The organism is Streptomyces sp. NPDC005774, from assembly GCF_042871645.1.
GTDB lineage: Bacteria > Actinomycetota > Actinomycetes > Streptomycetales > Streptomycetaceae > Streptomyces > Streptomyces pratens.
In genome coordinates, this window is sequence record NZ_JBIAIV010000032.1 from 24,504 (window position 1) to 50,468 (window position 25,965).

Annotated in this window: 22 protein-coding genes and 4 pseudogenes; 19 read left to right on the forward strand and 7 right to left on the reverse strand. The window is 72.0% G+C overall.

What is annotated here, in order from left to right:
* The first annotated feature begins 49 nt into the window (after positions 1–49).
* From ACFYQA_RS25565 to ACFYQA_RS25595, 7 genes and pseudogenes are all read left to right on the forward strand, one after another.
* On the forward strand, positions 50–385 hold the full coding sequence (locus tag ACFYQA_RS25565; protein WP_388922170.1) for a universal stress protein: 336 nt from the start codon (positions 50–52) through the stop codon (positions 383–385).
* A 724-nt stretch (positions 386–1,109) separates the two neighbouring features.
* A pseudogene (locus ACFYQA_RS25570) lies at positions 1,110–1,235 on the forward strand (alcohol dehydrogenase); the annotation flags it as partial.
* 74 nt (positions 1,236–1,309) lie between these two features.
* Positions 1,310–3,100 (forward strand): acetate--CoA ligase, encoded by a 1,791-nt coding sequence (gene acsA / locus ACFYQA_RS25575; RefSeq protein ID WP_388922173.1) that lies wholly within the window; start codon positions 1,310–1,312, stop codon positions 3,098–3,100.
* On the forward strand, positions 3,097–4,152 hold the full coding sequence (gene pdhA, locus ACFYQA_RS25580) for a pyruvate dehydrogenase (acetyl-transferring) E1 component subunit alpha (RefSeq protein WP_388922176.1): 1,056 nt from the start codon (positions 3,097–3,099) through the stop codon (positions 4,150–4,152). Before acsA ends, pdhA begins: the two co-directional genes overlap by 4 nt.
* A 2-nt stretch (positions 4,153–4,154) precedes the next feature.
* Positions 4,155–5,153 carry an alpha-ketoacid dehydrogenase subunit beta gene (locus ACFYQA_RS25585; protein ID WP_388922179.1) on the forward strand — a complete coding sequence of 333 codons (999 nt, stop codon included), beginning with the start codon at positions 4,155–4,157 and terminating at the stop codon, positions 5,151–5,153.
* Between the two features lie 2 nt (positions 5,154–5,155).
* The gene (locus tag ACFYQA_RS25590) at positions 5,156–6,640 is read left to right on the forward strand and encodes a dihydrolipoamide acetyltransferase family protein (protein WP_388922182.1); all 1,485 of its coding nucleotides are present in this window, start codon (positions 5,156–5,158) and stop codon (positions 6,638–6,640) included.
* Positions 6,637–6,888 carry an acyl carrier protein gene (locus ACFYQA_RS25595; protein ID WP_388922185.1) on the forward strand — a complete coding sequence of 84 codons (252 nt, stop codon included), beginning with the start codon at positions 6,637–6,639 and terminating at the stop codon, positions 6,886–6,888. Before ACFYQA_RS25590 ends, ACFYQA_RS25595 begins: the two co-directional genes overlap by 4 nt.
* Before the next feature lie 25 nt (positions 6,889–6,913).
* Here ACFYQA_RS25595 and ACFYQA_RS25600 read toward each other — a convergent pair whose 3' ends face one another.
* Positions 6,914–7,774, reverse strand: coding sequence for a CBS domain-containing protein (locus tag ACFYQA_RS25600; RefSeq protein ID WP_388922188.1), 861 nt, complete (start codon positions 7,772–7,774; stop codon positions 6,914–6,916).
* 173 nt (positions 7,775–7,947) lie between these two features.
* Between ACFYQA_RS25600 and ACFYQA_RS25605 the strand changes: the two genes are divergently transcribed.
* From ACFYQA_RS25605 to ACFYQA_RS25645, 9 genes are read left to right on the forward strand one after another with little or no spacing between them, the layout of a single operon-like run.
* Positions 7,948–8,448, forward strand: coding sequence for a hypothetical protein (locus ACFYQA_RS25605; protein ID WP_388922191.1), 501 nt, complete (start codon positions 7,948–7,950; stop codon positions 8,446–8,448).
* Between the two features lie 23 nt (positions 8,449–8,471).
* Positions 8,472–9,407 (forward strand): hypothetical protein, encoded by a 936-nt coding sequence (locus tag ACFYQA_RS25610; RefSeq protein WP_388922193.1) that lies wholly within the window; start codon positions 8,472–8,474, stop codon positions 9,405–9,407.
* On the forward strand, positions 9,394–10,908 hold the full coding sequence (locus ACFYQA_RS25615; RefSeq protein WP_388922196.1) for a V-type ATPase 116kDa subunit family protein: 1,515 nt from the start codon (positions 9,394–9,396) through the stop codon (positions 10,906–10,908). The genes ACFYQA_RS25610 and ACFYQA_RS25615 overlap by 14 nt, the downstream gene beginning before the upstream one ends.
* A complete protein-coding gene (locus ACFYQA_RS25620) occupies positions 10,905–11,321 on the forward strand; it encodes an ATP synthase subunit C (protein WP_388922199.1) in 417 nt (138 codons plus the stop codon). The genes ACFYQA_RS25615 and ACFYQA_RS25620 overlap by 4 nt, the downstream gene beginning before the upstream one ends.
* Before the next feature lie 2 nt (positions 11,322–11,323).
* Positions 11,324–11,551, forward strand: coding sequence for a hypothetical protein (locus tag ACFYQA_RS25625; protein ID WP_388922202.1), 228 nt, complete (start codon positions 11,324–11,326; stop codon positions 11,549–11,551).
* The gene (locus tag ACFYQA_RS25630; RefSeq protein WP_388922205.1) at positions 11,548–12,075 is read left to right on the forward strand and encodes a hypothetical protein; all 528 of its coding nucleotides are present in this window, start codon (positions 11,548–11,550) and stop codon (positions 12,073–12,075) included. The genes ACFYQA_RS25625 and ACFYQA_RS25630 overlap by 4 nt, the downstream gene beginning before the upstream one ends.
* Positions 12,063–13,835 (forward strand): V-type ATP synthase subunit A, encoded by a 1,773-nt coding sequence (locus ACFYQA_RS25635; RefSeq protein WP_388922208.1) that lies wholly within the window; start codon positions 12,063–12,065, stop codon positions 13,833–13,835. The genes ACFYQA_RS25630 and ACFYQA_RS25635 overlap by 13 nt, the downstream gene beginning before the upstream one ends.
* Positions 13,832–15,241 carry a V-type ATP synthase subunit B gene (locus ACFYQA_RS25640; RefSeq protein ID WP_388922211.1) on the forward strand — a complete coding sequence of 470 codons (1,410 nt, stop codon included), beginning with the start codon at positions 13,832–13,834 and terminating at the stop codon, positions 15,239–15,241. The genes ACFYQA_RS25635 and ACFYQA_RS25640 overlap by 4 nt, the downstream gene beginning before the upstream one ends.
* Complete coding sequence (locus tag ACFYQA_RS25645) at positions 15,238–15,858, forward strand: V-type ATP synthase subunit D (protein ID WP_388922214.1); 621 nt, start codon at positions 15,238–15,240, stop codon at positions 15,856–15,858. Before ACFYQA_RS25640 ends, ACFYQA_RS25645 begins: the two co-directional genes overlap by 4 nt.
* A 4-nt stretch (positions 15,859–15,862) precedes the next feature.
* Here ACFYQA_RS25645 and ACFYQA_RS25650 read toward each other — a convergent pair whose 3' ends face one another.
* The 3 genes and pseudogenes from ACFYQA_RS25650 to ACFYQA_RS25660 all read right to left on the reverse strand — a co-directional run.
* Positions 15,863–16,150, reverse strand: coding sequence for a hypothetical protein (locus ACFYQA_RS25650; protein WP_388922217.1), 288 nt, complete (start codon positions 16,148–16,150; stop codon positions 15,863–15,865).
* 163 nt (positions 16,151–16,313) lie between these two features.
* A complete protein-coding gene (locus ACFYQA_RS25655) occupies positions 16,314–17,186 on the reverse strand; it encodes a universal stress protein (protein ID WP_388922220.1) in 873 nt (290 codons plus the stop codon).
* Between the two features lie 951 nt (positions 17,187–18,137).
* Positions 18,138–18,751, reverse strand: a pseudogene (locus tag ACFYQA_RS25660) (IS5 family transposase); the annotation flags it as partial.
* 336 nt (positions 18,752–19,087) lie between these two features.
* Here ACFYQA_RS25660 and ACFYQA_RS25665 point away from each other — a divergent pair.
* Complete coding sequence (locus ACFYQA_RS25665) at positions 19,088–21,238, forward strand: hypothetical protein (RefSeq protein WP_388922223.1); 2,151 nt, start codon at positions 19,088–19,090, stop codon at positions 21,236–21,238.
* A gap of 298 nt (positions 21,239–21,536) precedes the next feature.
* On the opposite strand, the gene ACFYQA_RS25670 is transcribed toward ACFYQA_RS25665, so the two are convergent.
* On the reverse strand, positions 21,537–22,097 hold the full coding sequence (locus ACFYQA_RS25670) for an alkaline phosphatase D family protein (RefSeq protein ID WP_388922226.1): 561 nt from the start codon (positions 22,095–22,097) through the stop codon (positions 21,537–21,539).
* A gap of 128 nt (positions 22,098–22,225) precedes the next feature.
* Between ACFYQA_RS25670 and ACFYQA_RS25675 the strand changes: the two are divergent.
* Positions 22,226–22,694, forward strand: a pseudogene (locus ACFYQA_RS25675) (IS6 family transposase); the annotation flags it as partial.
* Positions 22,695–22,728: 34 nt separating this feature from the next.
* Positions 22,729–23,118: pseudogene (locus tag ACFYQA_RS25680) on the forward strand (integrase core domain-containing protein); the annotation flags it as partial.
* A gap of 383 nt (positions 23,119–23,501) precedes the next feature.
* Here the strand turns inward: ACFYQA_RS25680 and ACFYQA_RS25685 are convergent.
* Positions 23,502–24,338: a RimK family alpha-L-glutamate ligase gene (locus tag ACFYQA_RS25685; RefSeq protein WP_388922229.1), complete on the reverse strand. Its 837-nt coding sequence runs from the start codon at positions 24,336–24,338 to the stop codon at positions 23,502–23,504.
* Positions 24,335–25,219: a RimK family alpha-L-glutamate ligase gene (locus ACFYQA_RS25690; RefSeq protein ID WP_388922232.1), complete on the reverse strand. Its 885-nt coding sequence runs from the start codon at positions 25,217–25,219 to the stop codon at positions 24,335–24,337. The genes ACFYQA_RS25685 and ACFYQA_RS25690 overlap by 4 nt, the downstream gene beginning before the upstream one ends.
* Positions 25,220–25,965 lie beyond the last annotated feature (746 nt).

The window sequence follows — 25,965 nt, forward strand, 5'->3', positions numbered from 1 at the left end:
CCGTCATCCACCGTCGTATCCAGCTTCGTACGAGACGGAGGCCGCCGCCATGCAACCAGTCATCACCGTGGGTCTCGATGGCTCACCCGAAAGTCTCGCCGCCGCTCACTGGGCCGCCGACGAGGTCGAGAAGCGCAGGCTCACGCTGCGCCTGCGGCACGCGTGGCCACTGCTGGTGCCGGAAACAGCCCGTGTTCTCTCGGAAGCCGATCAGCACTACCGGGCGAGGCGTTTCGTCCACACCGCGCGGGCGGAACTCCCATATCGCCACCCGGACCTGACCATGGGCGGGAGCCTGATGGCCGACGACGCCCAGAACGCCCTGCTCCCAACAGCGTCGGAATCCGAGACGCGCGTGCTCGGCTCACGGGTCTGGAGCTGTTGAGAGCTACTTCCTGGGCGACGTCGGCATGCCGGTCGTGGCCCGGGCGGAGCGGCCGGTGGTACTGGTCCACGCCGAAACCCGCGACGAGGGAGCACAGCCGACGCCCGCGAGCCGTGTGGTCGTGGCTCCGGGGATCCAGCGGCGGCCTGCTCGACTTCGCGTTCCACACCGCCGCGGCCAGGGAAGTTCTGCTTCTGGTCGTGCCCGGCCGAAGCGTGCCGCTTCACGCGCGGGTGCCTTGGGGTGTGAACCACGCTGTCACCGAAGAGATGACGCGGGATGCGCAGAAGGAGCTGAGCAAGACGCTCCTCCCCTCGCGCGAGAAGTACCCGCCGGTGGACGTGGCCGACGGCATCCGTCTCGTGTGCCCCGCCAAGGCCGTCCTGCACGCTGCCGAAGGCGCCGCGCTGCTGATTGTCGGCCGCCACGAACACCGGCACGGTCCGGCACCCCACCTCGGTCCTGTCACTCAGGCCGCCGTCCACCATGGGCGCTGCCCGTTGCCGTCGTCCCCCATGGCTGAGTCCGGCCACCAGGGAAAACAGCCGCCGCGCGGAGGTGCGCGAGACCCATACCGCGATCGTGTTCTTCGCCGGGGCGTCCACAAGGCCAGGAAGCCGGTGGACCCGGGATTCCTGGACTGCACCAGCCGGGCGACGCGGCGTTCCGTGTTGCCGGGGTGTTCCGCCGGGGCGACCGTGGAGGTGGGGAGCGGGGGAGTGAGAGACACGGAAGCCTTCCCGTCTCCCCGCCGGTCACCCACACCTTCGGCCTCGACCGGATGGAAGACGCCCAAGAGGTGTTCGCACAGGGCGCCACCACGGGTGCCCTCAAGGTCACGCTGCACCGGGAAGCAGGGAGGCTCGGAAACAGGAGCCCGGACAGGTCGGCCGGTCCTTGGACACAGTGCTGGGAGGAGCGCCGATGCACTGGGAAACCATCCGCAAGGACACCACACCGGGCGTTCCGCCCCGTCTCGCCGACTACGACCGGGCCAGCTCGGACTTCACCTGGGCCCAGGCCCGCACCGAGCTGGCCGGGCTGCCGGGCGGCGGGCTCAACATGGCCCACGAGGCGGTCGACCGGCACGCGGCGTCCGACCGCGCGGACAAGGCCGCCCTGCGCTGCGTCGCCCGGGACGACTCCGTCTCCACCGTCACGTACGCGGAACTGGCCCGCCGCACGGCCCGCTTCGCGAACGCTCTGCGGTCGCTCGGCGTCGGCCGCGGCGATCGGGTGTTCACCCTGCTCGGCCGCTGCCCCGAGTTGTACACCACGGTGCTGGGCACGCTGAAGAACACCAGCGTGCTCTGCCCGCTCTTCTCCGCCTTCGGCCCCGACCCGGTCGAGCAGCGGCTGCGTCTCGGGGACGCACGGGTTCTGGTCACCACCGCGGCCCTTTACCGGCGCAAGGTCGCCGAACGCCGGGCAGCGGTTCCCGGACTGGAACACGTCCTGATCGTCGGATCCGGCGCGGCGGAACTGCCCGGTACCACCTCCTTCGACGACCTGACGACCGCCGCCCCGGACAACTTCACCATCCCGTCGACCTCGCCCGACGACATGGCCCTGCTGCACTTCACCAGCGGCACCACCGGCACCCCCAAAGGCGCGGTCCACGTCCACGAGGCCGTTGTCGCCCACTACGCCACCGCCGCGTACGCCCTCGACCTGTACCCGGGGGACGTGTACTGGTGCACCGCCGATCCCGGGTGGGTCACCGGCATGTCGTACGGGATCGTCGCCCCGCTCGTCCACGGCGTGACGGTGGTCGTCGACGAGGGGGACTACGACGCCCGGCGCTGGTACCGAATCCTCGGCCAGCAGCGGGTCACTGTCTGGTACACCGCGCCCACGGCCCTGCGCATGCTCATGCGCGCCACACCGAGCCAGGGCCCTTACGACCTGCCTCGCTCCTACGACCTTTCGGCCCTGCGCTTCATCGCCTCCGTCGGCGAGCCCCTCAACCCGGAGGCCGTCCTGTGGGGCCGGGAGGTGCTGAGCCTGCCGGTGCACGACAACTGGTGGCAGACGGAGACCGGCTGCATCATGATCGCGAACTTCGCCGCCTGTGAGATCCGGCCCGGCTCGATGGGGCGGCCACTGCCCGGCGTCGAGGCGACCGTGCTGGAGCAGGGGGAGGACGGCCGGGCCCTGGTCACCGACGGCCGGGTCACGGAGGTGCGAAGCGCCGACGTCGAGGGAGAACTGGCACTGCGGCCGGGCTGGCCGTCGATGTTCCGTGGCTACCTGCACGACGAGGAGCGCTACGACGCCGCGTTCGCGGACGGCTGGTACCTGACCGGTGACCTGGTCCGCCGGGACGCGGACGGCTGGTACTGGTTCGTGGGGCGCGCCGACGACGTCATCAAGTCGGCCGGCCATCTGATCGGTCCGTTCGAGGTGGAGAGCGCGCTGATGGAGCACCCGTCGGTGGCCGAGGCCGGGGTGATCGGACGGCCGGACCCGGTCGCCGGGAACGTCGTCAAGGCGTTCGTGTCGCTGTGCCCCGGTGTTCTTCCGACGCTGGATCTGGAACGGGAGCTGCTGGCCTTCGGCCGCCGCAGGCTGGGGCCCGCCGTCGCGCCCCGGGAGATCGCGTTCGACCAGAACCTGCCCAGAACCCGTAGCGGGAAGGTGATGCGACGGCTGCTGCGCGCACGCGAACTCGGTCTGCCCACAGGCGACCTGTCCACCCTGGAGGGATCCTCATGAGCCCGGCCCGCTCCCACCGCGCGCGGAAGGACCTGGCTCCCCGTAAGACCGGCGAAAAGACAGCGACGACCGGGCGGAAGACGTCCGCCGGACACCGGGTGGGCCTGCTGGAGGCGATGCTGCGCATCCGGCGCTTCGAGGAGCGGTGCGTCGAGCTGTACAGCGCCACGAAGATCCGCGGTTTCGTCCACCTGTACATCGGTGAGGAGGCCGTCGCCGTCGGCGTCAACGAGGCACTGACACCCGAGGACGCGGTCGTCGCCACCTACCGCGAACACGGACACGCCCTGGCCCGCGGGATCACGCCCGAGGCCGTCATGGCCGAGATGTACGGCAGGACGACCGGGTGCAGCGGCGGCCGGGGCGGATCCATGCACCTGTTCGACGCGAGCCGGCGCTTCTACGGCGGCAACGCGATCGTCGCCGGCGGACTCCCCCTGGCCGCCGGACTCGCACTCGCCGACCGCATGCGCGAACAGAACCGTGTCACCTGCTGCTTCTTCGGTGACGGAGCCTTCGCCGAGGGCGAGTTCCACGAAACGGCGAACCTCGCGGCCCTGTGGCGTCTTCCTCTACTGCTCGTCTGCGAGAACAACCTCTACGCCATGGGCACGGCCCTGGAGCGGCACGAGGCGCAGACCGACCTGGCCCTGCGGGCCGCCTCGTACGGCATGGTCGCCTGGGCCGTCGACGGCATGGACGTCGAGGCCGTGGAACAGGCCGCCCGCAGGGCCGCGGAGGCCATCAGAGCCGGTGCCGGGCCGTACTTCCTGGAACTGCGTACCTACCGCTTCCGCGCCCACTCCATGTACGACCCGGACCGGTACCGCGACAAGGCGGAGGTCGAGCGGTGGAAGGACCGGGACCCGGTCAACCGGCTCCTCGACCGCATGCGCGCGGACGGCGACCCGGTCGACGAGACGCTCGCCGGGATCGAGCGCCGGGTCGCCGCCGAGGTCGACCACGCGGTGGAGGCGGCCGAGCAGGCGCCCGAGGAGCCGGTGGAGCATCTGCTGCGTTACGTCACCAGCCCTCCGGCGGAGGCGAGTTGACCATGGGTGACGGCAAGCGGCTGGAGGCTGCGAAGACGACCTACCGAGAAGCGATGCGCGAGGCGCTGCGGGACGCCCTGCGCTTTGACGACCGCGTCTTCCTCATGGGCGAGGACGTGGGCCGCTACGGCGGATGCTTCGGCGTCAGCCTCGGCCTGCTGGAGGAGTTCGGTCCCGACCGCGTCCGCGACACCCCGCTGTCGGAGTCCGGGTTCGTGGGCGCCGGCATCGGCGCCGCCCTGGCCGGGCTGCGACCGGTCGTCGAGATCATGACCGTCAACTTCAGCCTGCTCGCCCTCGACCAGATCCTCAACAACGCCGCCACCCTGCTGCACATGTCGGGTGGTCAACTGGCCGTACCGCTGGTCATCCGCATGACGACGGGCGCCGGACGGCAGCTCGCCGCGCAGCACTCGCACAGCCTGGAGGGCTGGTACGCGCACATCCCCGGCATCCGTGTCCTCGCCCCCGCCACCCTCGAGGACGCACGCCACATGCTCGCACCGGCGCTCGCCGACCCCGACCCCGTACTGATCTTCGAGCACGGGAGCCTCTACAACGTCTCCGGCGAACTCCTCCCGACCACCGCACCCGTGGACCTGGACCACGCCGCGATCCGCAGGCCCGGCGTCGACATCTCCCTGATCACGTACGGAGGTTCGCTGCCCAAGTCCCTAGCGGAGGCAGACGAGTTGGCCGCCGCGGGCATCAGCGCCGAAGTGATCGACCTGCGCACGCTCCGGCCCCTCGACGCCGAGGCCATCGCCGCTTCCGTGGCCCATACCCACCACGCGGTGGTCATCGACGAGGCGTGGCGAACGGGAAGTCTCGCCGCCGAGGTGTCCGCCCGCATCGCCGAGGAGTCGTTCTACGAGCTGGACGCGCCCGTCGAGCGGGTGTGCAGCGCGGAGGTGCCCATGCCCTACGCCCGGCGGCTGGAGGAGGCCGCCCTGCCGCAGACCGCCGACATCGTCGCGGCCGCCCACCGGGCGGTGGACTGACCATGGCCGAGTTCACCATGCCGTCCCTCGGCGCCGACATGGACGAGGGCACGCTCCTGGAGTGGCTGGTGGCACCCGGCGACCTCGTCCACAAGGGTGATCCGGTCGCGGTCGTCGAAACCGCGAAGTCGACCATCGAGGTGGAGTGCTTCGAGGACGGAACCATGGCCGAGCTACTCGTCGAGCCCGGCACGACGGTGCCGGTGGGCACACCGCTCGCGCTGATCGGGGCGACGGCGGAGAGGTCCGGGCAGCCGCAGGGAGTGGGGAAGCCGCACAGGACTCGAAAGCCGCACAAGGTCAGGCAGCCCGAGGGACCTACGGAAACCGGGAAGGCGGAGAAGCGGGGAGCGGCCCGTCGCGCACCGAAGAAGGGCGAGCCTGCCAAGCCCCCGTCCCCGCCTCCCGTCCCCGCCACGGTCCCGGCGCCGGGACCGTCCACGGCTCGACAGGGCGGTCACATCGAGGCAGGCCCCCTGGTCCGGCACTTGGCGAAGCAAAGCGGTGTCGACCTGGAGACGCTGCACGGCTCCGGACCCGGCGGCCGCGTCACCCGAACAGACGTCGAGGAAGCGGCGGCCGCCGGGGCCACCACCCGGCAACCGCGCGTGCGGGCCACGCCCCTCGCCCGGCGGCTCGCCGCCGAAGTGGGCGTCGACCTGGCCACCGTGCAGGGGACGGGCAGGGACTCGGCCGTCCGCGCTGCGGACGTACGCCAGGCGGCCCCAGGCCCGTCGACTCCGGTCCCGCCCGCGTCTGCGGACGCCGTTCCGGTACGTCCTTCCGCTGAACGCCCTTCTGTCGCACATGCGTCCGATGATCGGGGGGCGGTCATGCGCCGCGCGATCGCCGGTCTGATGAGCCGCGCCAACCGGGACATTCCCCACTACTACCTTTCCACGACCGTGGACATGGCCGCCGCGATGGACTGGCTGCACGAGCACAACCGGCGCAGCGCGGTCGGTGAACGACTGCTCCCCGCCGCCCTGCTGCTCAAGGCGGCGGCCCTGGCGGCCCGGGACGTCCCCGAGCTCAACGGTTCCTGGACCGAGGACCACTTCACGGCCGGCGAGGGCGTTCATCTCGGCGTGGCCGTGTCGTTGCGCGGTGGAGGGCTCCTCGCCCCCGCACTGCACCACGCCGACACCCTGGCAGTCCCGCAGTTGATGACGGCCCTGAAGGACCTGGTCACCAGGGCCCGTACGGGCAGACTGCGGGGCTCCGAGGTGTCGGACGCCACGATCACGGTCACCAACCTCGGAGATCAGGGCGTGGAGACCGTGTTCGGAATGATCTACCCGCCGCAGGTGGCCCTCGTCGGTTTCGGGCGGGTGGCTGACCGGCCGTGCGCCGTCGACGGCCTGCTGGGCGTGCGGCCCGTGGTCACGGCGACCCTCTCGGCCGACCACCGAGCGACGGACGGCGCCGTCGGTGCCCGCTACCTCACGGCGGTCACCCGCCTCCTGCAGAACCCGGAGCAGCTGTGAACATCAACCGGACCGATGCACTGGACATGGTGAGGGAATCGATCTCACGGGTCATCCCTGACGCCGACATCGCCGTCCTCGGGCCCGACGACGCGTTCCGTGACGTGCTGGAGATGGACTCCCTGGACTTCCTGAGTTTCGTCGAGGTGCTCAGCGAACGGTCCGGCCTCCGCATCGACGACGAGGACACGCCTCGGCTGACCACGCTGTCCGCCAGTGCTGACTTTCTCGTCACCCGCACGCGGTGATGCGCGCTCCGTGGACGTGAACGGCTCAGACCGCGTCGGTGTCGTCGACGACACTCACCACGTCGTCGATGTCCCGTACCGAGGCGAGCAGTTCGGAGACGAGTGCCTCGTCCACTTTCCCCGCCATGGTCACCACACCGTTCTCCACGGTGACCTCGAGGGTGCGCGGACCCAGCAGGTGTCGGCCGACCAGGGACTCCACCTCGGCGAGGATCTCGGCGTCGTCGCGGATCAGCGCACGCAGCAGGTCGTGCCGACTTACCGCACCGACGAGCCGACCGTGATGGTCGGTCACGGGGAGGCGCTTCAACCGGGCATGCGCGGCGGTCCACGCGGCGTCCGAAACCCTCTGCTCCGGGTGGACGGTGACAGGCGGGAAGGTCATCAACGTGGCGGCCGTGTCGCCGTGGCTCTTGTCGTACAGGCGGTGCTGCCACAGCCTGCCGACCGGTCCGTGCCGACGAGGCTCCGCCATGACGGCGGCCTTGGCCAGCAGATCCGACTCCGAGACGACACCTATCACCTGGTCGTCGGAGTCGACCACCGGTACGGCGCTCACCTGCTCCCGGGCCAGTGTGTGGGCCACGTCCAGGAACGGCATGTCATCGGGGACGGAGGCCGCCGGCACCCACATGACGTCCCGCACACGGAGTACGTCCGGTCCCCGAGCGGTCGCCCCGGGCGCGGCCGTGACGGGTGGCTCGGAGTCCTCCCCGCCGCGAGGGCGCTCGGACTCCTCGGCGTTCCTCGCCGACGCGGCGCCGGCGATCACCCCGAGGTAGCGACGCAGTGCGTCCTGGCGCGGTTCCTTCAGGGGTGTCCAGGGGCGGTCTGGCATGGTGCGGCGGGCTTCCTTCTCCGCCGAGCTGTGCTCGAAGTCGCTCACGGCTGCCTCCCGGGGACGCCGTTCGCCTACGGGCTCAGTTTCGCATCGATCGACCGGTGCGGCCTCTGGGCCGAACGGCCCTGGCGCGGGACGGGAGGCCGAGCGCGACGCGACAGGTCACTGCCTACCGGGGAGACTGGGAAGAGGGCCTCGACCCACCTGGAGGAGAGCGTGTGACGGGTTTCCGGGACTTTCTGACGCGGTTCCGACCGGCGGCCTCGCCCGGCCGCGCCGCACCGAGTGGTGTCCCCGCGGACCGTTCTGCCGAACTCCGTGCGGAACTCGCACCGCCCCTGGGCCTGCTCGAACAGACCGAGGCGGAAGCTCGAAGCGTACGCGAGCGGGCCGATGCGGCCGCCGTCTCGCGCCGACGTGAAGCCGAAGGGCAGGCCGAGACGATTGTGGCCGCAGCGCGCGAGGAGGCCCGCCAGGTGCGGGCGCGCACCACCGAGCAGGTATTGCGCGAGGCCGACGGCGAGGCCGCGGCACTGCTCGCCGAGACAGAACGCGAGGAGGCCTCCGTACGCGACCGTGCCAGGAGCCGGACACCCGCGCTCGTCGACCGGGTACTCGCCCTGGTGCTGGAGGACTTCGCGGCGGACGAGGCGTCGATTGTTCCGCCGGAAAGCCACCGGGCTCCGGGCCCGGCGAGGCCACGGGGAGGTGGTTCCTGATGGGTGCGGGTTGGGTGGCCGGCGTGACCCGGGCACGAGCTCTGCGGACCAGGTGCCTGGGCGCCGAGGGCACCGGGCGGGTGGCGGCGTCTCCCGAACTCGACGATGCGCTGCGCTACTTGGCGGCCACCCCGTACCGGCACGATGTCACTCCGGGTGCCGCGCTGACCGAAGCCCAGCGTGCGGTCTCGGCGACTTTGCTGTGGCATCTCCGGGTCCTCGCCGGCTGGCAGCCGGCCACCGGCACGGACGCCGTCCGGGCGCTCGCCGCGGGATTCGAGATCTCCAACACCGAGCACCATCTGAGCGCACTCGCGGCCGATCCGCGGCAGCCGGGCACGGAACGCCTCCACCCCCCGCCCTACCGCTTGGGCGCGCTGGCCGTCGCCTGGACGCGGGTCGCCCGCACCCGTTCGCCGTCAGAGCTGCGTACCGCGCTCGCGGCCTCCGCCTGGGGCGACCCGGGGGGCGACTCGTCGGCCGCGATCGCCACCGGCACACGGGTCTCCGCCGCCGTACGGCTCGCCGCCGCCGTTCCTGACGCGGCGCGCTGGGCGGCAGCCCGGCTCGCCCTGCTCTTCGGTCGCGAGGTCTTCGTCATCGGCCGCCGGATGCCGGACGTCTCCGCCCGCCGGGCGGCCCGCCTGCTCGGCCCGCGAGCGGTGAGCGCGGGATCGTACGCCGATTTCCGGCAGGCGCTGCCGGCCACTGCCGGCTGGCTGCTGGAGGACATCGACGAGGCGGCGGACTTGTGGCGGGCGGAGGCCCGGTGGTGGGACGCGGTCGAGCGGGACGGCCGTGAACTGCTGCGCCGGGCCCGCTTCGGTACCCAGCCGGTCGTGGGCGTCGTAGCACTGCTGTCGGTCGACGCATGGCGGACCCGCGGCGCGCTGGAACTGGCCACCCGGGGCGGCGGCCCGGGCGACTGGCCCGCGGAGGTGCTCGATGCGCCGGACTGAGCGGGCGGTTCCGGTCAGGATGCGCAGGGTGGCCGTCGTGGCCCCCGAGAAGGCGCTACGAGAGAGCCTGGTGCGGATCGCCGAGACAGGATGCGTCGAGATCGACCTTGCCGGGGAAGGCGGGCCGGAGGTCCGGGGGCCCGCGGCGACGCGCCTGCGGCGACTGCGCACCGAGCCGGCACAACCGGTTCTCAGCGAGGCTCCCCCCGATCTGGACGCTCTGGAACGCGGGGGCCGGACGGACCTGTTGGCGGGCGAGGCACAGATGGAGGAACGACTCGCCGACGCGGTCCGGCACGGCGAGGCCGCCGCACTGGCCGGCTGGTGCCCCAAGGCGGAGGTGGGCGCGACGGCGGCGCGCATCGCCGGTGCCGGGGGCGCGCTGGTGGTGCTGAGGGCCCCGCGTGGCGTCGATCCGCCGACCTTGCTGACCGGAGCGGACACCGGAGCCCCGGCGCACCCGGCGAGAACCATGCGCCGCTCCCTCACACCTCTGGTCAGCACGTACGGCACCGTGCCCTACGCCGACCTCGACCCCACCCTGCCGGCCGGGATCGTCTACGCGGTGATGTTCGGCGTGATGTTCGGCGATGTCGGGCACGGGCTGCTGCTCGTCGCCGCCGCGCTGCTGCTGCGTGTCGGCCGACCGCGCCGACTGGCGGCGCTGCGCCCGCTGTGGCCCTTCGTCGCCGGGGCTGGGCTGGCCGCCACCCTGGCGGGGGTGGCATACGGCGAGTTCTTCGGCCCGACCGGAGTGCTGCCCGTGATGTGGCTGGCACCGCTCGAGGAGCCCATGCAGCTGCTGGCCGCCGCCATCGTACTCGGTGCCGTGCTCCTGGCCGTCGCCTACGCCGCAGGAATCGTGAACCGGTGGCGGGAGGGCGGACCGGCCTCGGCCCTCTTCGCGACGACCGGTATCGCCGGGGCCACGCTCTATCTCGGTCTCGCCGCGGTCGCCGGATGCGTGTGGCTCGGCCGGTCGGCGTTCGCCGCCATGGGAGCCGTGATCGCCGTCGTCGGCCTGGCCCTGGCCGGGGCGGGGCTGTACGCGACCACGGCGGGTGGTCCGGGCGGAGCCGTGCAGACCGGCATCCAGCTCCTGGACGCGATGGTGCGGATCGGCTCCAACGTCGTGTCCTTCGCACGGCTCGCGGCCTTCGGGCTGACCCATGCGGCACTCGGCGCGATCATCTGGGACGGCGCGCAGGCTCTGTCGGGCCGGGGCTTGGCCGGTGTCGCCGCCGCCCTGCTGGTCTTTCTCGCGGGCAACGTCCTGGCTTTCTTGCTCGAGGCACTGGTGGCCGGTGTCCAGGCACTGCGCCTGGAGTACTACGAACTCTTCTCCCGGCTTTTCGAGGGAGAGGGACGTCCCTTCAGACCCTGGCATCTGCCCGTCGAGCACACCCCGGGTCCGGCCGTGGACGCCAGGCCGCCCGCAGCGGGGGAGACCCCATCGGGTGAGGCCGCCCGGCTCGGCCCGGCGAGGGAGGAGTACTCGTGAGCACCTGGTTCTTGGCCCTGCCCGTCATCGCGGCGGGATTCGTCGCCGCACGCCTTGTACTGCGGCGCTCGGGCCGGACGGCTCTGTGGTGGATGATCGCCGCCGACGCCGTCCTCCTGATGGCTGCCACCGTGGTGCTGACCCTGGCGGTCGGCGGCGGACCCGCCCAGGCCGCGTCCACGGCCGCACAGGGCTCGGGCTCCGGCTCCGCCGCTCTGATCGGTGCCGCCATCGCGGTGGCCGCGTCCACCATCGGCGCGGGCATCGCCGTCGCTTATACAGGTGCGGCAGCCCTCGCGGCACTCAGCGAACGGTCCGAACTGTTCGGCCGGGCCATGGTCATCGTCGGCCTGGCCGAGGGCATCGCCATCTACGGGTTGGTCGTCGCGGTCATCCTCATCGGGAAGGCCTGACCATGGGACGCGTCGCCGCCCTCGGGGAGCGGGCCCGCGTGGCCGGTCTCGCCCTGGCCGGAGCGGTCGTCCTCGTCGCCGACGGCCCCGCGGCCGTACGTCGCGGCTGGCGGAGTTTGCCGGACGGCATCGACCTGGTGATTCTCACCCCTGCCGCGGCCGAGGCACTGGAGCAGGACCCCGGATTGCCTGCGGGCCGCCGCCGGCTGACCATCGTGATGCCGCCATGACGTCCCGGACTCCCGCCCAGACGACGGACGCGCTCGACCCGGTCCGGTCAGGGTTGCTGCGAGCCGCTCACGCCGATGCGGACGCGCTCCTGGCCCGAACCGAGCGGGAGGCCGCTGCCCGGCTCGATCAGGCCCGGGCCGAGGCGCGGGCGATCCTCGACGAGGCCCGGCGGCAGGGCGAGGCCGATGGCGCGGACGCCGCCCGTGACCTCCTCGTCAGGACCCGGCGGGAGGCCAGGTCCCGCACACTCTCCGCTCGGCGGAAGCCGTACGAGGATCTGCGCCGCGAGGCTGCCGAACGGGTCCGGGAACTGCGCCGGGCCGATGGCTACGCGGCTCTTCGGGAACGGCTGGAGCAGAGGGCCCGAGTGCTCCTCGGTACCGGCGCAGAGGTGACCGAGCACGCCGACGGGGGAGTGGTGGCCCAGGTACCGGGAAGGCGGGTCGACCTGTCGCTGACCGTGTTGGCCGAGCGTGCCCTGGACAACATGGGAGCGGAGGTGCGCAGCCTGTGGGAGCCGTGACGGCGTCCACCGGGCCGGACCGGCCGTCTGCCGCCCGGCAGCCGGTCTCCCGGATCCTGCGCGTCACCGGACCGCTGGTCGAGATGGAGTACGCGGGCGGCACAGCGATGTACGACGTGGTCTCGATCGGCCCTGCCCGACTGCTTGGCGAGGTCGTGGCCATCAGTGGTGACGTGGTCACCGTCCAGGCGTACGAGTACACCGGCGGGCTCGCCCCGGGACAGACGGCGCTTCCCCACGGCCGGCCGCTCTCGGTGCGGCTAGGTCCGCAGCTGCTCGGTGGGATCTTCGACGGGCTGCTGCGCCCGCTCTCCGGTGCCGGCGACTGGCTGCTGCCGGACACGAGACGGGCCCTGGCCGACGAACGCACCCGGTCCTTCTCCCCTCTGGCTGCGGAGGGCGAGGAACTGGCAGAGGGGCAGGCACTCGGGGAGGTCCGCGACGCGGGGCCGGTAGGGGTGAAGGTCCTCGTGCCACCCGGTTGCGGGGGCATGGTGACGGAGATCGCCGGTCCCGGGAACCACGCGCAGGACACCGTGGTGGCTGTGGTGGGCGGCACCGAAGTGGGGCTGGACGCCCTGTGGCCGGTACGCAGGCCCCGCCCCGTGCGGGAGCGCGTCGACACCCACGAGGCACTCAACACCGGCCAGCGGGTGATCGACCTGCTCTTCCCCGTGGCCCGGGGCAGCACGGTCGCGGTGCCCGGTGGCTTCGGCACCGGCAAGACGGTGCTGCTGCAGCAGATCGCCAAGTGGTGCGACGCGGACGTCATCGTCTACGTCGGCTGCGGCGAGCGCGGCAATGAGATGGCCGACGTCATCACCGAGTTGTCGGAGCTTCAGGACCCGCGGACGGGCGGACGCCTCGCGGACCGCACGGTGACGATCGCGAACACCTCCAACATGCCGATGATGGCCCGTGAGGCCGGCGTCCACACGGGGGTGACGGTCGCCGAGTATTTCCGTGACATGGGGTTGGACGTGGTGGTCATCGCCGACTCGACCTCCCGATGGGCCGAGGCGCTGCGCGAGTTCGCCTCCCGTACCGGCGCGCTGCCTGCCGAGGAGGGCTACCCGGCCGGACTGGCCTCGGCCATCGCGGCCTTCTACGAGCGGGCCGCCGCCGTGACCACGCTCGGCGGTGACCGGGGCTCGGTGACCGTGATCGGCGCGGTGTCCCCGCCCGGCGGGGACATGACCGAACCGGTGACGGCCCACACCGAACGCTTCGTCCGCTGCCTGTGGGCCCTGGACCGCGACCTCGCCTACGCCCGCCACTACCCGGCGGTCTCCTGGACGGGGTCCTTCTCCCGCGATATCCCGGTGCTGGCCGCCGGACACCGGACGGCCGGAGATCCGGCGTGGTCCCGGCGCCGCGACCGGGTGGGAGCCGCACTGGCGGAGGCCGACCGGCTGGCCGACCTTGTGGACCTGATTGGGATCGCCGCCCTCCCGGCGCGGGAGCGGGTCAGCGTGCTCGCGGGCAGGCTGGTGCGGGAGGGCGTGCTCCAGCAGAGCGCGCTGTCGGAGCGGGACGCGTACTGCGGGCCGGAGAAGACGGCCGCACTGGCCGACGCCGTCCTGGCGGTCGTCGACCGTTGCCGGGAGCTAGTGGACTCCGGTGTTCCGGTGACGTCGGTCGAGGAGATCGACTTCGGCCCGCTGCTGCGCGCCCGGGAGGACACCGGCCCGCACGACACTACCGGGGTGGCGGCGCGGCGGGACGCCATGCTCTCCAGACTGGGAGAAGTGCGGCCATGAGCCTGTCCGGTGGGGTCGAGTACACGGCGGTGCGCGAACTACGGGGGCCACTCGCGATCGTGGAAGGCGTCTCGGGGGTCGGCTGGGACGAGTACGCGCATATCACCCTCGCCTCGGGCGAACGGCGCCACGGCGTGGTGCTGGACGCTGACCGTGGCCTGGCGGTCGTCCAGGTGCTGGAGGGCACCGCGGGCATGGAACCACGGGGCGTCCGCGCGGTCTTCTCGGGCAGCCCGCTGCGCGTCCCGGTCGGTACGGACTGGCTCGGCCGCGTCTGCAACGGCCGCGGCGACCCCGTCGACGACGGGCCGCCCATATTCGGCTCCCACCAGGCCGAGGTGGGCGGCGTCCCCGTCAACCCGGTGCGGCGTGAGCCGCCGTCCGAACCGGTGCTCACCGGTGTCGGGGCCATCGACGCCCTGACCACGTTGGTACGGGGGCAGAAACTGCCGGTGTTCTCGGTGGCCGGGCTGCCGCATCTGGAACTGGCCGCTCAGATCGCCGCGCAGGCCACCGTCGGCGGAGAGGCGTTCAGCGTCGTCTTCGCGGGGATGGGGCTGACCCACGCCGACGCCTCCTTCGTACGCGACGTCCTGGAGGAACGGTCCGCGGCCGGGGAACTGGTCCTGCTGCTGAACACCGCCGCCGACCCTGTGATCGAACGGATCCTCACCCCTCGCATCGCGCTCACCGTCGCCGAGCACCTCGCCTTCACCGAGGGACGGCACGTCCTGGTCGTGATGACCGACATGACGACGTACGCCGAGGCGCTGCGCGAGGTTTCCGCCGCCCGCGGGGAGATCCCCGCCCGCCGCGCCTACCCCGGCTACCTCTACAGCGACCTGGCCTCCCTGTACGAACGCTGCGGACGCATCCGCGGGCGGCCAGGCTCGGTCACCGTGCTGCCGGTGCTCACCATGCCCGCGGGTGACATCACCCACCCCGTCCCCGACCTGACCGGCTACATCACCGAGGGACAGATTGTGCTCTCGCCGGAGACCCACGCGCGGGGCGTGTACCCGCCGCTGGACGCCCTGTCCTCCCTCTCCCGGCTGATGCGCAAGGGCGCCGGCCCCGGCCGTACCCGCGACGACCACCTCGACGTCGCGGCCCAGCTGCTGGCCGCGCTGGCGCGGGCCCGGCAGGTCCGTGATCTCACGGACCTGGTCGGCCAGGCGGCGCTGAGCCCCATCGACCGCCGCTACCTCGACTTCGACGAAGCGTTTCTGCGGGACTTCGCCGACCAGCGCAGCGACGAGCCACGGAGCCTCGACGCCTCGCTGGAGCGCGGTTGGCGGGCCCTGCTCACACTGCCCCGCGGCCAGCTCTCCATGCTCCCCACCGCGCTCCTCGACGCCCACGGGGCGAAGGACCTCGGCGATTTCGACGAGGACGTGTCCCGATGACCGGGATCCGCCGTACGCCGCCCGGTCGTGCGGGACGACTACGACTGCGGCACAGCCTCGATGTTGCCGAGCGCGGAGCCGACCTGCTGGAGCAGAAGCTCCGCGTCCTGCGCTCCGAGCACCAGCGGCTGCTGAGCATGGAGGAGCAGGCCGCCCAGGAGTGGCACGCACTGCTCTCCGAGGCCGAAATCTGGCTGCTGAGGGGGCTGCTTCTGGGCGGGGAACAGGCACTGGACTCGGCCGCCGAGGGCATCGGGCACTCCGAGGTCACGGTCCACTGGACCACCTATATGGGCGTACGACACCCGGGTACGGTCTCCCTGTCTGTACCCACCCGTCCGCCCACCGCCGCCACTCCCGCCAACACGGCCCTCGTGCACGCCGAGGAGGTCTACGGCCGTGCCGTGCGGGCCGCCGCCGAGTACGCGGCCGCTCATGTCGCCGCCGAGGCGGTGGGCGCGGAGGTCATCAGTAGCAGGCACCGGGTCCGCGCCCTGCGGCGCCACTGGATTCCCCGACTGAGGGAGGCTATCGACCGGGCCGACCTCGCCCTGGAGCAGGCCGAGCACGAGGACGGCGTCCGGCGACGCTGGGCAGCGGGGACTGCCGAGCGATGACCGTTCACCGGAACGCTGTGTGGACCTCCTGCTCGGTCGCGGTGTGCGGGACGAGCAGAATCTCGTCACCGTGCCGGAACCGGGCCGCCGGATCCGGCACGGGCAGCTGTCCGCCGCGGACGATCGTGGCGACGACCGACCCCTCGAGCAACCGGACGTAGCCCGGAGCCCGGCCCGCCGTCCGGGACTGCGGTGTGACGGCCGTTTCGATGACGTTGACACCGGCCTTGCTCAGCCGCGGCAGGGCGACCGTGTCAGAGGCCCCGGTGGCCTCCTCGATGAAGGAGATCAACGGGGTAGCGGACGGGCGGCGACGTCGACGCCCGAGCGCCCGTCGAGCAGCCAGGCGTTGCCGACGTCATCGAACGCCGAGAACTGCCGTTGTTCACCGTCGGCTCGTGCGCCTCGACCACTCGGCAGTGCGCGGGCACGGTACCCCCGGGCCGTTCGGCGCTTCACACCGGGACCACGATGACGGGGCAGTGGGCATGGTGCAGCACTCCCTGGCTCACCGAGCCCAGCAGCATGCCCGTGAACCCTCCGTGCCCGCGGGCTCCCACGACCAGGCCCAAGGCGTGTTCCGAGGCTTCCGTCAGGACTTGCACAGGGTGACCACGCACGACTTCGTGGTGCAGCTCGACTCCCGGGTGCGTCGCGGTGCGGCCCGCGACCGTCTCGGACAGCACACGGCGGCACTCCCGCACCGCGGCGTCCTCGTCCAGGACACCGAGGAGCGGCGGATGCCACACGTACAGGGCCCTGAGGGCCGCTCCCCGCAGGGCCGCCTCCTCGAACGCCACATCCACAGCCGCGACCGCGTGCGGACTGTCGTCGACGCCGACCACGAAGTACGCGGGTTCCTGGGTGGTGTGCTCCGGCTCCGGGACGACGACGACCGGGCAGGACGCGTGAGCGGTGAGCGGGAGTGAGACGGAGGCCGAGGTGAACAGTTCGTGCCGGGTGCTCAGATGCCAGGAGCCCACCACGACCAGGGAAGCGTTCCGCGCCTCCTCACGCAGAACCCACGCCGGCTCGCCCTCCGCCAGCAGGGTCGACACCTCCACCGTCGGCCGCCGGGACTCGACGAAGGCGACCGCCCCCTCGAGCACCTCGGCACCCGCTTCGTGCAGCGTCCGGTTCCACTCCTCCCAGGACGGCCGTGCCTTGCCCGACCGGTATCCCCTCGTCGGTACGCCCTGGGCGTGGACGAGCCGCACCGGCAGGCCGCGGCGATCCGCCTCGTCGGTGGCCCAGGCGAGTGCCAGCCGCTTCGCGGGGGCGGGGTCGACGCCCACCACGATCGGCCGACGCGCATCTGCACCAGTCATGGCACCTCCAGAAGGTCTCCGCCCCGTTCGTTCTCTGTCCTTCCAGCCTCACCTCCGCCGCCGGGTGACGCCACGCCACGGCTTGTCGGGCACATGGCTGGACACTCGTTCGTCCGTGGCCTCAGGCCAGACCGATGGCCGACCGACAGCCCTTGTCGGCCTCCCGGTCCCTTACGGCGAATGCGGCCCGGCCGGAGCAGGCCCCGAACGCGGTGAGGTGGTCGGACAGCGCCGTGCCTCCGGTCCCGATGACGCAGTGGTGGCCCCTTCGAGGACGGCAAGGCGCACCGTACGACGCGTCATCGGAAGACATCGGCCGGATCCTCCGGTCGTCAGCGTCACGGCCTCGCGGCCACTGCTCGGGGTGGGTGGCTGGTCACAGGCGTCCGGCAGGTGCTCGACGTGCTGGTCCTCCTGCCCCGGGTACGCGAAGTGCCCGTACGGCCGCCAGTCCGTCGACAACCGGACCTCGCCGCCGTTGCCGGCCCCGCTGGGCGACCTCGGTCGTGACTGCGTGGGCGCGGAGGCCTCCTCGAGTCTCCGGGGCATCGTCTGCCCGGCAGGTCGCCCCTACCGGACCCGGGGCACATCAGAACCCGGACAAACCCGGAGCGGTCCACCCGGCCATCCTGGCACCGACTCCCCGCTGTAGCCGGTGTGGAGGCTAGCCCTCCAGTTCCAGGGGAAGCCTGGGCCACCGTGCGGGGACCATCGAGGACGGCGACTGGACGCGCACGATGCGGGTCCGGCCCGAGCTGTTCGCGGCCAGAGCAGAACGCAGCCGCTCTGTCGGTGACTGTGACGGCGAGTCAGGCCCGGTATCTGCTCGACGAAGGTCCGGCGCTCGCACTCGGCGTTCCGACAGGTGAACCGACGGACCCGCAGCCGGAGGACGACGCTTCGTCCGGCGCTGGGCACGTCAGCGGGGAACCGCAAGTAGGAGCCATCCATACGGCGGTAGCGGTCGTGGTCGTAACCGCGGTCCGCATACAGACGGCGCGGCCGGAACCGGGGGCGCCCGCGGTGGCCGCGGGGATCGCCCGGAGCAGCGGCATCAGCTGGGTGACGTCGTTGCGGTTGCCGCCGGTGAGCGAGACCGCCAATGGAGTGCCGCGCGCGTCGGTGATCAGGTGGTGCTTGGAGCCCGGCCGGGCGCGGTCGACCGGACTCGGCCCGGTTTTGGGCCGCCCCGCAGGGCGCGGACGTGGGTGGAGGTGCCCCCGGTGAAGCCAGGGGGAGTGTCGATGGCGGCGCGGGAGAAGTCCAGCTGGTCCGCGCCGCGCAGCTTCGCCGGCAGGATCTCCTGCAGCTGGTGCCAGACGCCGGCCTGGTTCCAGTCCCGCAGCCGGCGCCAGCAGGTCATGCCCGAGCCGAAGCCCAGCTCCTGCGGCAGCCACTCCCACTGGATGTTGGTGGACAGCACGAAGCAGGATGCCCTGCAGGGCCTTGCGGTCGTCCAGTCGCTTGCGGCCCGGGTGGTCGGGGCGGCGCCCGGCCACTGGCAGCAGCGGCTCGATCAGGGCCCACAGGTCGTCGTCGATCTCCCAGGGCTTGGGGCGGGACATCACCCACCTCCCGCTCGCTACGAATCCGCACCAACGCATCCAGACTGACGCAAACACCCTATTTTGTTAGGAACTCTTAGACGGCGGGAGTGAGATCGGGTAGGGATGTGGTGTCGGAGGTGTCCATGTGCAGTGCTGACTGCCCGTCCGACGCGAACTCATCGCCACCACTCGAATCCCGCCCCGCCCCTGCCGGTTCCGGGCTCCGACCGGCCTCGCCGCCGCTCCGCCCGGTGTGCCGGGGAGCGGGCCGCACAGACGTATCACTCGCTCGATCGGGCTAACCCCGGGCCCGGTAAGGATCACCGGGGCCGCCCGCGCTCATACGCTCCACGAGTGACTCGTACGAACGCCTTGAACACCGGCCGCGACGACTTCCTCAGCTGGGCGACGGGGGAGAGAGGCGTCGCACTGCCGGTGCGCCTCACGGACGCTGTGCTGACGATGCTCGCGCTGCGCGGAGCGGACCGCAGGGCGGGCGTGCCGGAGCCGACCCCCGGCCTGCTGCGGCAGGTGTTGCACGAGGACCTGCCGCAGCTGCTGTGCGTCGGCGACGACGAACTGGACGCCCTGCCCGGCGTCCTCGGTACCCTCGCCGACCGGGTCCGGGCAGCGGGCCGGCTCAACGCCAAGCGTCACGCGCGCCTGCTCGCCGCCGTCGAGGACGCCGTGCCCGGCTTCCGCCGCGCCATGGCGGACCCGGCGAATCTGACCTGGCACCGCTGGTACGCGTCGCTGCTGACCGCCGACGGTGTCGACCCGGACGACCCCGCCACCGTGGGGGCCTGGCTCGACGCCCACGAGAACACACCGCACGCCGACCGGCCGGCCCTGCCCGAGCCGCTGCACCGTTCCGACCTCGCGGAACGGACGTTCGCCGTGCGGATCCGTCTCGGCGAGGCGCTGCTCGCCGCGTTCGCCCGCGACACCCGCGAGGCATCACCGGCGGGCCCGCTGCTGCCCACACCGCCGCTGGACGACCGACGCCCCGACGACGCGCTCGGCGGTGAACTGGAGCGCATCGCCGATGCGTTGACCGACCGGTGGACCGCGGCGGGGCTCACGGAGGCATTCGCCGCCCGGCACGCCGCACTCGCCCCCGCCCCGGAGACGATGCCGCACGTCGCGCTCGCCGACCGCATGCTCGACGAACACCTCGACTACTACGGCGACTCGTCCGTCCCGCTGCCGCCCCCGCCGGCGGTCCCTTCGCCCGACGAGATCCGGGACCTGCTGCACGCCGCCCCGCTACCCGCGGCGCTCGCGGCCGGGACCTTCGACGACGAGCTGCGCGATGTCGCGGAACGCTGCGACCTGCCCGGCCCCGCCACCGCCGTGTGGGCCGACGGCACCCCGCAGGAGCTGCTCGAGCTGGCCGCCGACGTCCTGGCCGCCCAGGCCGAACGGCTGCCGCTGGTCACCGGCCCGCAGGAAGCGTACTCGTTCGACGCAGCGCACCTCCTCTACTCGCTGTACGAACGCGGAAGCACCCCAGACTCGGTCGCCCGCAAGATCGCCGACGCGAAGTCCGACGGCCTGCCGCCCGAACTGGAGGACGCTCCGACACCCGTGTCGCGCAACGCCCCCGACGCCTACGAGCTCCCGTCGCCCGAGGAGCTGTCCCAACTCCTCGGGATGCCCGCCGTCACGGACGCCGACCGCGCCGAACTCGACGCCCCCGCACACGGCCTGGCGTCGCTCGTGGACCAACTGGCCTCCACCGGCTGCGTCTTCCGTACCGGCGACACCTACGGGCTCACCCCGCTCGGCGCCGCCGTCATGCGCCACGTGCTCACCGCCGGCCATGTGGCCGCCCCCGACCAGGAAACCGTGGCGGAGTGGAACGCGGCCGAGACCGTGGCCGCCACCCGCCACTGGCCCACCCGGCTCGCCGCCGCCACGCTTGCCGCGTGGGCCGCGCACCGCGGTGGCACGGACGCGGCATGGGGCGAACTGCTCGGCGCCGTCTCCGCGGCCAAGGCCGACGGGGCCGATGCCGCCCGCACGTCCGAGTACTTCGCCCGCCTCGATGCCGCCGCGATCCCCGACACGGTGCTGCGCGCCGCGCTCACCGACCCGGTGACCGGGGCCGCCGCCCGCGGGCTGCTGCTGGCCCGGGGAGAGTCCGTCCCCGAGGACACGGTCCCCCTCACCGCCCGCGCCACGGTGCTCGTCGAGGAGCTGGACCAGCGCTGGATCGACGACATGCTCGGCCATATGAAGCGCCGGTACGACGCGGACGAGACGGGCATCCCGGCCGCGGCCGACATCCCGCCGACGACCCTGCTCCCCGCCTTCGACACGGCGGCCGCCGCCTGGCCCGGCGGCGCTGCAGCCCTCGCCGACGCCCTGGCCGAGGCGGACCCGGGCACGTCGCTGCGCATCCTGGACACCCTGCACGCCCACCACCCGGACCGCACGGTGGCAGACGCGGCGGCCCACGCGAAGAAGACGGCGCAGCGGACATCGTCCGGGCGCCGCCGCTGACATGCCCCGGCCCCGGCCGACAGCCTGCAGGCGCGCCCACCCTGCTGCGTACCAACGCCTGGGCCCGGCAGGGCTTTGCCAGGGGTGACGGTCGGGGAGTTCGGCGGGGAGATGTTCGCGCCGCTGATACGGCAGGGGCAGCGGGGCGTCACGGTGGACACGAGGGCCTGCCGAGTGGCGGTGCAGATGTAACAATCCGCACCGAACCCAGCAGGCCCTCACCTGTTCAAGCACCCGGCCGTGCGTCGGCATCACCCGGCACAGCACGTCCGGCCCGGTACTGCCCCCACGGCGCCGGTCAGACGGCTGGTCCCTCGCTGTCGAGCTGGACGCCGGCGCGACCGTTCTCGACGACGTATGTCGCTCGGGTGGAGACCGGTGCACCGGGCCTGGTGACATAGGGGACGACCCGGAAGTCGGTCGTCCACAGGCCCGGCCTCACCGTGGCCCGGATGTAGCCTCGGCGGTAGTTGGCGAACTTGATGTGCGGGTTCGCGAGGAGCGAGTTGCGGCTGTAGGCGTCCTGGTCGGCGCCGTCGCCCTCGGTGGAGACCGCGGTGCAGACGAACTCGCCGGCCATGACCGGTGCCTTCGGGTCGCGGTAGTCGGCCTTCACGTCGCTGGCGTGGTGACGGTGGCGGTCGCCGGTGAGGACGACGAGGTTGTCGACACCACGGTCGCGTGCGCCCTCGAGGACGCGTCGGCGGTTGGCGTCGTACCCGTCCCAGGGGTCCATGAAGACGCTGACGTCCGGGCCGGTGTCCATGTCGGTCTCGGCCATCAGCGCCTGGTTGGCGAGAATCTGCCACCGCGCCCGGGACCGTTCGAACCCGTTCAGCAGCCAGGCCGGCACTGTCACATTGGCGAATGGCGTGGGAGGAACTTTGAGTTGATCATGGTGGAGGGGGACCGTCTGTGGGGAGCGGGTCGCCGTCGGACCGGGGGCACCGGTACCCGGTGGAGACCATCGAGCACTGCGTGTAGCGGTACTTCCGCTTCCCGCTCGGCTTCCGCGAGGTCGAGGAGCTGATGCTTCAGCGCGGAGTCCTCGTCTCCCACGAGACCATCCGCCGCCGGCGCGCGCAGTCCGGGCGTGCCTGCGCCGCCGACGGCCCTGGCCCGAGGACACGTGGCACCTGGACGAGCTCTTCATCAAGATCAACGGCGAGCCGAAGTACCTGGGCGGGCCGTCGACGCCGACGGCACCGTGCTCGACATCCTGGTCCAGGGCCGAAGGGACAAGGCCGCGGCCCGGCGCTTCTTCCGCCGCCTGCTGAAGACGACCCGCTCGGTGCCGCAGGTGATCGTCACCGACAAGCTCCGCTCCTACGGCGCGGCCCACCGCGAGGTGATGCCCTCCGTCGAGCACCGCTCGCACCAGGGCCTGAACAACCGGGCGGAGAACAGCCACCAGCCGACGAGGCGGCGGTCGCGGGCGCCGAGGAGCTGCCGCTCGACGGCGCCGAGGTCCGGCCGGTCGAGGAGGGCGCGCAGGCAGCAGGGCCCGATTCCTGATCCGCGACCGGCACTCGAAGTTCACGCAGGCCTTCGACGCCGTGCTCGCCGACGCCGGGCTGGAGGTCGTCACCAGCGGTGGCCGGATGCCCCGAATGAACTCCATCATGGAGCGCTGGATACAGATCTGCCGCAGGGAGTTGCTGGACCGCACCTTGATCTGGAGCCAAAGCCACCTCCTGCACGCGCTCCGCGAGTTCGAATCGTTCTGCAACGGGCATTGGCCGCACCGGGCCCTTGGCCAAGCCGCCCCACTCCGCCCGCTACCTGAACCGACCACCGAACCAGGACAGACCGCGCACCTGGAGGTCCACCGACAAGACCGGCTCGACGGAACCCTGCATGAGTACCAACATGCCGCCTGAACAGGTTGGATGATTAATCGGCACCCGCAGACTTGGTAGCACCGCCGGTCAGGGATCAGGGCCCACAGGACGCTGACGCGTCGGCGGGCGACGGCCGCGACAGCAGGCGCGCCTGCGGGCGTACCCGTGCTGTCGGTCCGGGGCCGGTGGGCGGCCGCGGTGGTGGTCGCCGGCTGCGCGGCGGCCGGTGCCGCGCAGCGGACCGCGCACGACTGGGCCGCCGTGCGGGGGCCGAGAGCCGGGTTCTGGGATCTGGTGCCGACGCTGTGCTTCGGCGCGGGCTCGGGCCTGGTGGTGGGACTGCCGGTGTACGCCGCGGCGGTCAGGGCTCGGCGGCGGGCCCGGACGCCGGGGCCCGCCGTACGAGGCGGTCCTGACCGCTTCTACCCGCATCTCCCGCACCACGGCACGCAAGCCGGGTCCGTATCGGCTCCGTTGGCCCGGGACAGGGCCAGCGCTGCCAGAGCCTCGGGAGCACCCGACTGGCCCCGGATGCCGGGGAAGGCGTTGATGTCCACGATCAGTGGGGCGCCGTGGCCGCGGTCGATGATGTCCACGCCGTAGACGTCGAGGGAGAACACCTCTCCGACGCGGTGCACCAGGGCCGGCCATCCGGGCGGCAGGTCGTCGAGGCGGAGCGCTCGTGTGGGGCCGCGTCCCTCGGGGGAGAGTTCGGAGCGGCGCAGGCCGGCGAAGAGCCGGTCGCCGATCGCCCAGAGCTTGTAGTCCCAGCCGTCGTTGGGGGCGAAATCCTGGACCACGACCGGCTCGTCCGGATGGGCGGCGGCCAAGTCCCGCAGGTGCGACGGGCTGTCGACGCGGGCCACCACATCGTGCCGCCGGCTGTGGCGGCTCTTGACCACCGCGGGTCCGGACAGCGCCGGCCCGGACGCCAGCCGGGCGAGGGTGGTGAAGGTGCGCGTGGCCGCGAAGGGGAGGTCAGCACTCAGGGCCAGTGCGGCCATGGACGTACGGTCCTGGCACAGCGCGGTCGCGGTGGCCGAGTTGATCACGCAGGCGCGACGTTGCTCCAGAACCCGGGCGAGTGCGAGGGCATGTGGCGTACGTGCCTTCAACAGGTAGACGTCAGCGAGCGGTTCGGAAACGGGCAGCGGCGTACGCGGATCCAGCACATCCACGTGGTGGTCGGGCGCGAGCAGGGCCGTGGTGAGGCTCAGTAGCGGATGGCTGGGCTCAGACGTGATCAGGCCGATTCTCATGCCGTCTTGCCTGCCGTCATGGGGACCGGAACGGCGCCGAGCGGCGGCTGCGCAGCCGCGGTCGCCCCGTCAGTGCCGGCCGCCAGGGCGAGGACGGCTCTTGCCAGGCGTACCGGCGCGTCGGGGACCTGACGGAAGCTGGGAAAGTCGTTCACGTCGACGACCACAGGGCCATTCGGTCCCAGGACCACGTCCACACCGTACAGATCGAGGCCGTAGACCACGCCGACCTGACCAGCAATCGCGGCGATCTCGGCCGACAGCGGAACGCGGCGCTCCCGTACAGCGTGGTCCGGGTGGAGCGGGGAACGGCGCTCGGTGGCGTACAGCTCGTCGCCGATGCTGTACACCTTGATGTCAACGCCAGAGTTGGGCACGTACGGTTGGGCAATGAGCATGCCCTCCCCCGCCAGGTCGGGGAGCATCTCGGCGAGCCGGCGCGGGGAGGACACCAGGTGCACGGCCCGGCCCGAGCTGCCGTCAGCGGGCTTGACCACGATCGGATACTCCGACTCGGGTATCTCCACGAGCAGTTCGGGCAGCGCGGCCGCGTAGGTCGCAGGCAGGGGCAGCCCGCGGCGGAGGCCGATGGCGGCGGCCAGCGCCTTGTCCCTTACGCCTCGTATCGCCCGGGCGTTGTTGATCGTCGTCAGGCCGGCCGAGTCCGCCGCTTCGAGAAGGGTGAGGCCCGGGCCGCCGGAGACCGTCTTGAGCACCCATGCGTCATGGCTGCTCGTCTGTACGGCCTCTGTCAGGCGCAACAGGGAGCCGCCGGGGCGCAACACGTCCACTTGGTGTCCCCAGGAGGCGAGTTGGCGGATCACTTCGACGGGCATACCGTCGTGGCGATACTGTTCCTCCACCAGAAAACAGAGTTTCATCGTTCTTCCCCGTCACCGCCGGGCGCTCGTCTTACCGCCTGTCGTCCGGCATTCCGTAATGTCTTGTGGCGTTACAGGATGTCATGACCGGGCGGCCAGGAAGTCGTCTGCTGTCACGGGGCCTGCGGGCCGCGCCGCGGCCGCTCGGTCAGTCGTGCCAGGGACAGGGGGCGGGCAGCGCGCCGGCTCCGAGCCCCGGCCCGCCCGCATCCGCCATCGCACCGCCCCCGGAGACGTCGAGCGTGCCAGTTCAAACGCGTGTGCAGCCACTGCCCGCCGCGAGGGCGCTGCACCACGTCCAGGACCGGACGCGACATCAACGAGCTCGTCGTGGCTGATCCTGGTGGAGCGGTGGTTCGCCGAGCTGACGCAGAAGAAGCTCAGGCGCGGTGTCCACCGCCGCGTCCAGGCCCCCGAACTGCCACATGCGCGGCCGGCTCACCGACTTCAACGGGCACCCCAGACACTTCGCCCGGACGAAGACCGCCGACTAGGCCGTGTCTCCCAACTTCGGCGGGTATGAGGGACTTCGCCAGTGCCCGTAGACTCATGGCGTGGCATTCATGAGCACCCCGCACTGCTGCTTCCTCTGATCGGAAGATGTTGAGGGCGATGCCGGACGGCGTCGCCCTCCTTGGTGTGCCTGCTGCGTGAACCACACTCCCGGCGCTGCCCGTCCCTTCCTGAGGCAGTGACTTTCTGAGCGCGCGTGCAGGCACGGTCTCTTCCCTTCACCCTTGCCAGGA

What these genes read in the sequence shown, in the direction of transcription:
- pdhA (WP_388922176.1), top strand. Translation starts at nt 3,097, where the DNA reads ATGAGCCCGGCCCGCTCCCACCGCGCGCGGAAGGACCTGGCTCCCCGT.
- ACFYQA_RS25590 (WP_388922182.1), top strand. Translation starts at nt 5,156, where the DNA reads ATGGCCGAGTTCACCATGCCGTCCCTCGGCGCCGACATGGACGAGGGC.
- ACFYQA_RS25690 (WP_388922232.1), bottom strand. Translation starts at nt 25,219, where the DNA reads ATGAAACTCTGTTTTCTGGTGGAGGAACAGTATCGCCACGACGGTATG.
- ACFYQA_RS25565 (WP_388922170.1), top strand. Translation starts at nt 50, where the DNA reads ATGCAACCAGTCATCACCGTGGGTCTCGATGGCTCACCCGAAAGTCTC.
- ACFYQA_RS25685 (WP_388922229.1), bottom strand. Translation starts at nt 24,338, where the DNA reads ATGAGAATCGGCCTGATCACGTCTGAGCCCAGCCATCCGCTACTGAGC.
- ACFYQA_RS25645 (WP_388922214.1), top strand. Translation starts at nt 15,238, where the DNA reads ATGACCGGGATCCGCCGTACGCCGCCCGGTCGTGCGGGACGACTACGA.
- ACFYQA_RS25585 (WP_388922179.1), top strand. Translation starts at nt 4,155, where the DNA reads ATGGGTGACGGCAAGCGGCTGGAGGCTGCGAAGACGACCTACCGAGAA.
- acsA (WP_388922173.1), top strand. Translation starts at nt 1,310, where the DNA reads ATGCACTGGGAAACCATCCGCAAGGACACCACACCGGGCGTTCCGCCC.
- ACFYQA_RS25625 (WP_388922202.1), top strand. Translation starts at nt 11,324, where the DNA reads ATGGGACGCGTCGCCGCCCTCGGGGAGCGGGCCCGCGTGGCCGGTCTC.
- ACFYQA_RS25630 (WP_388922205.1), top strand. Translation starts at nt 11,548, where the DNA reads ATGACGTCCCGGACTCCCGCCCAGACGACGGACGCGCTCGACCCGGTC.
- ACFYQA_RS25615 (WP_388922196.1), top strand. Translation starts at nt 9,394, where the DNA reads ATGCGCCGGACTGAGCGGGCGGTTCCGGTCAGGATGCGCAGGGTGGCC.
- ACFYQA_RS25655 (WP_388922220.1), bottom strand. Translation starts at nt 17,186, where the DNA reads ATGACTGGTGCAGATGCGCGTCGGCCGATCGTGGTGGGCGTCGACCCC.
- ACFYQA_RS25640 (WP_388922211.1), top strand. Translation starts at nt 13,832, where the DNA reads ATGAGCCTGTCCGGTGGGGTCGAGTACACGGCGGTGCGCGAACTACGG.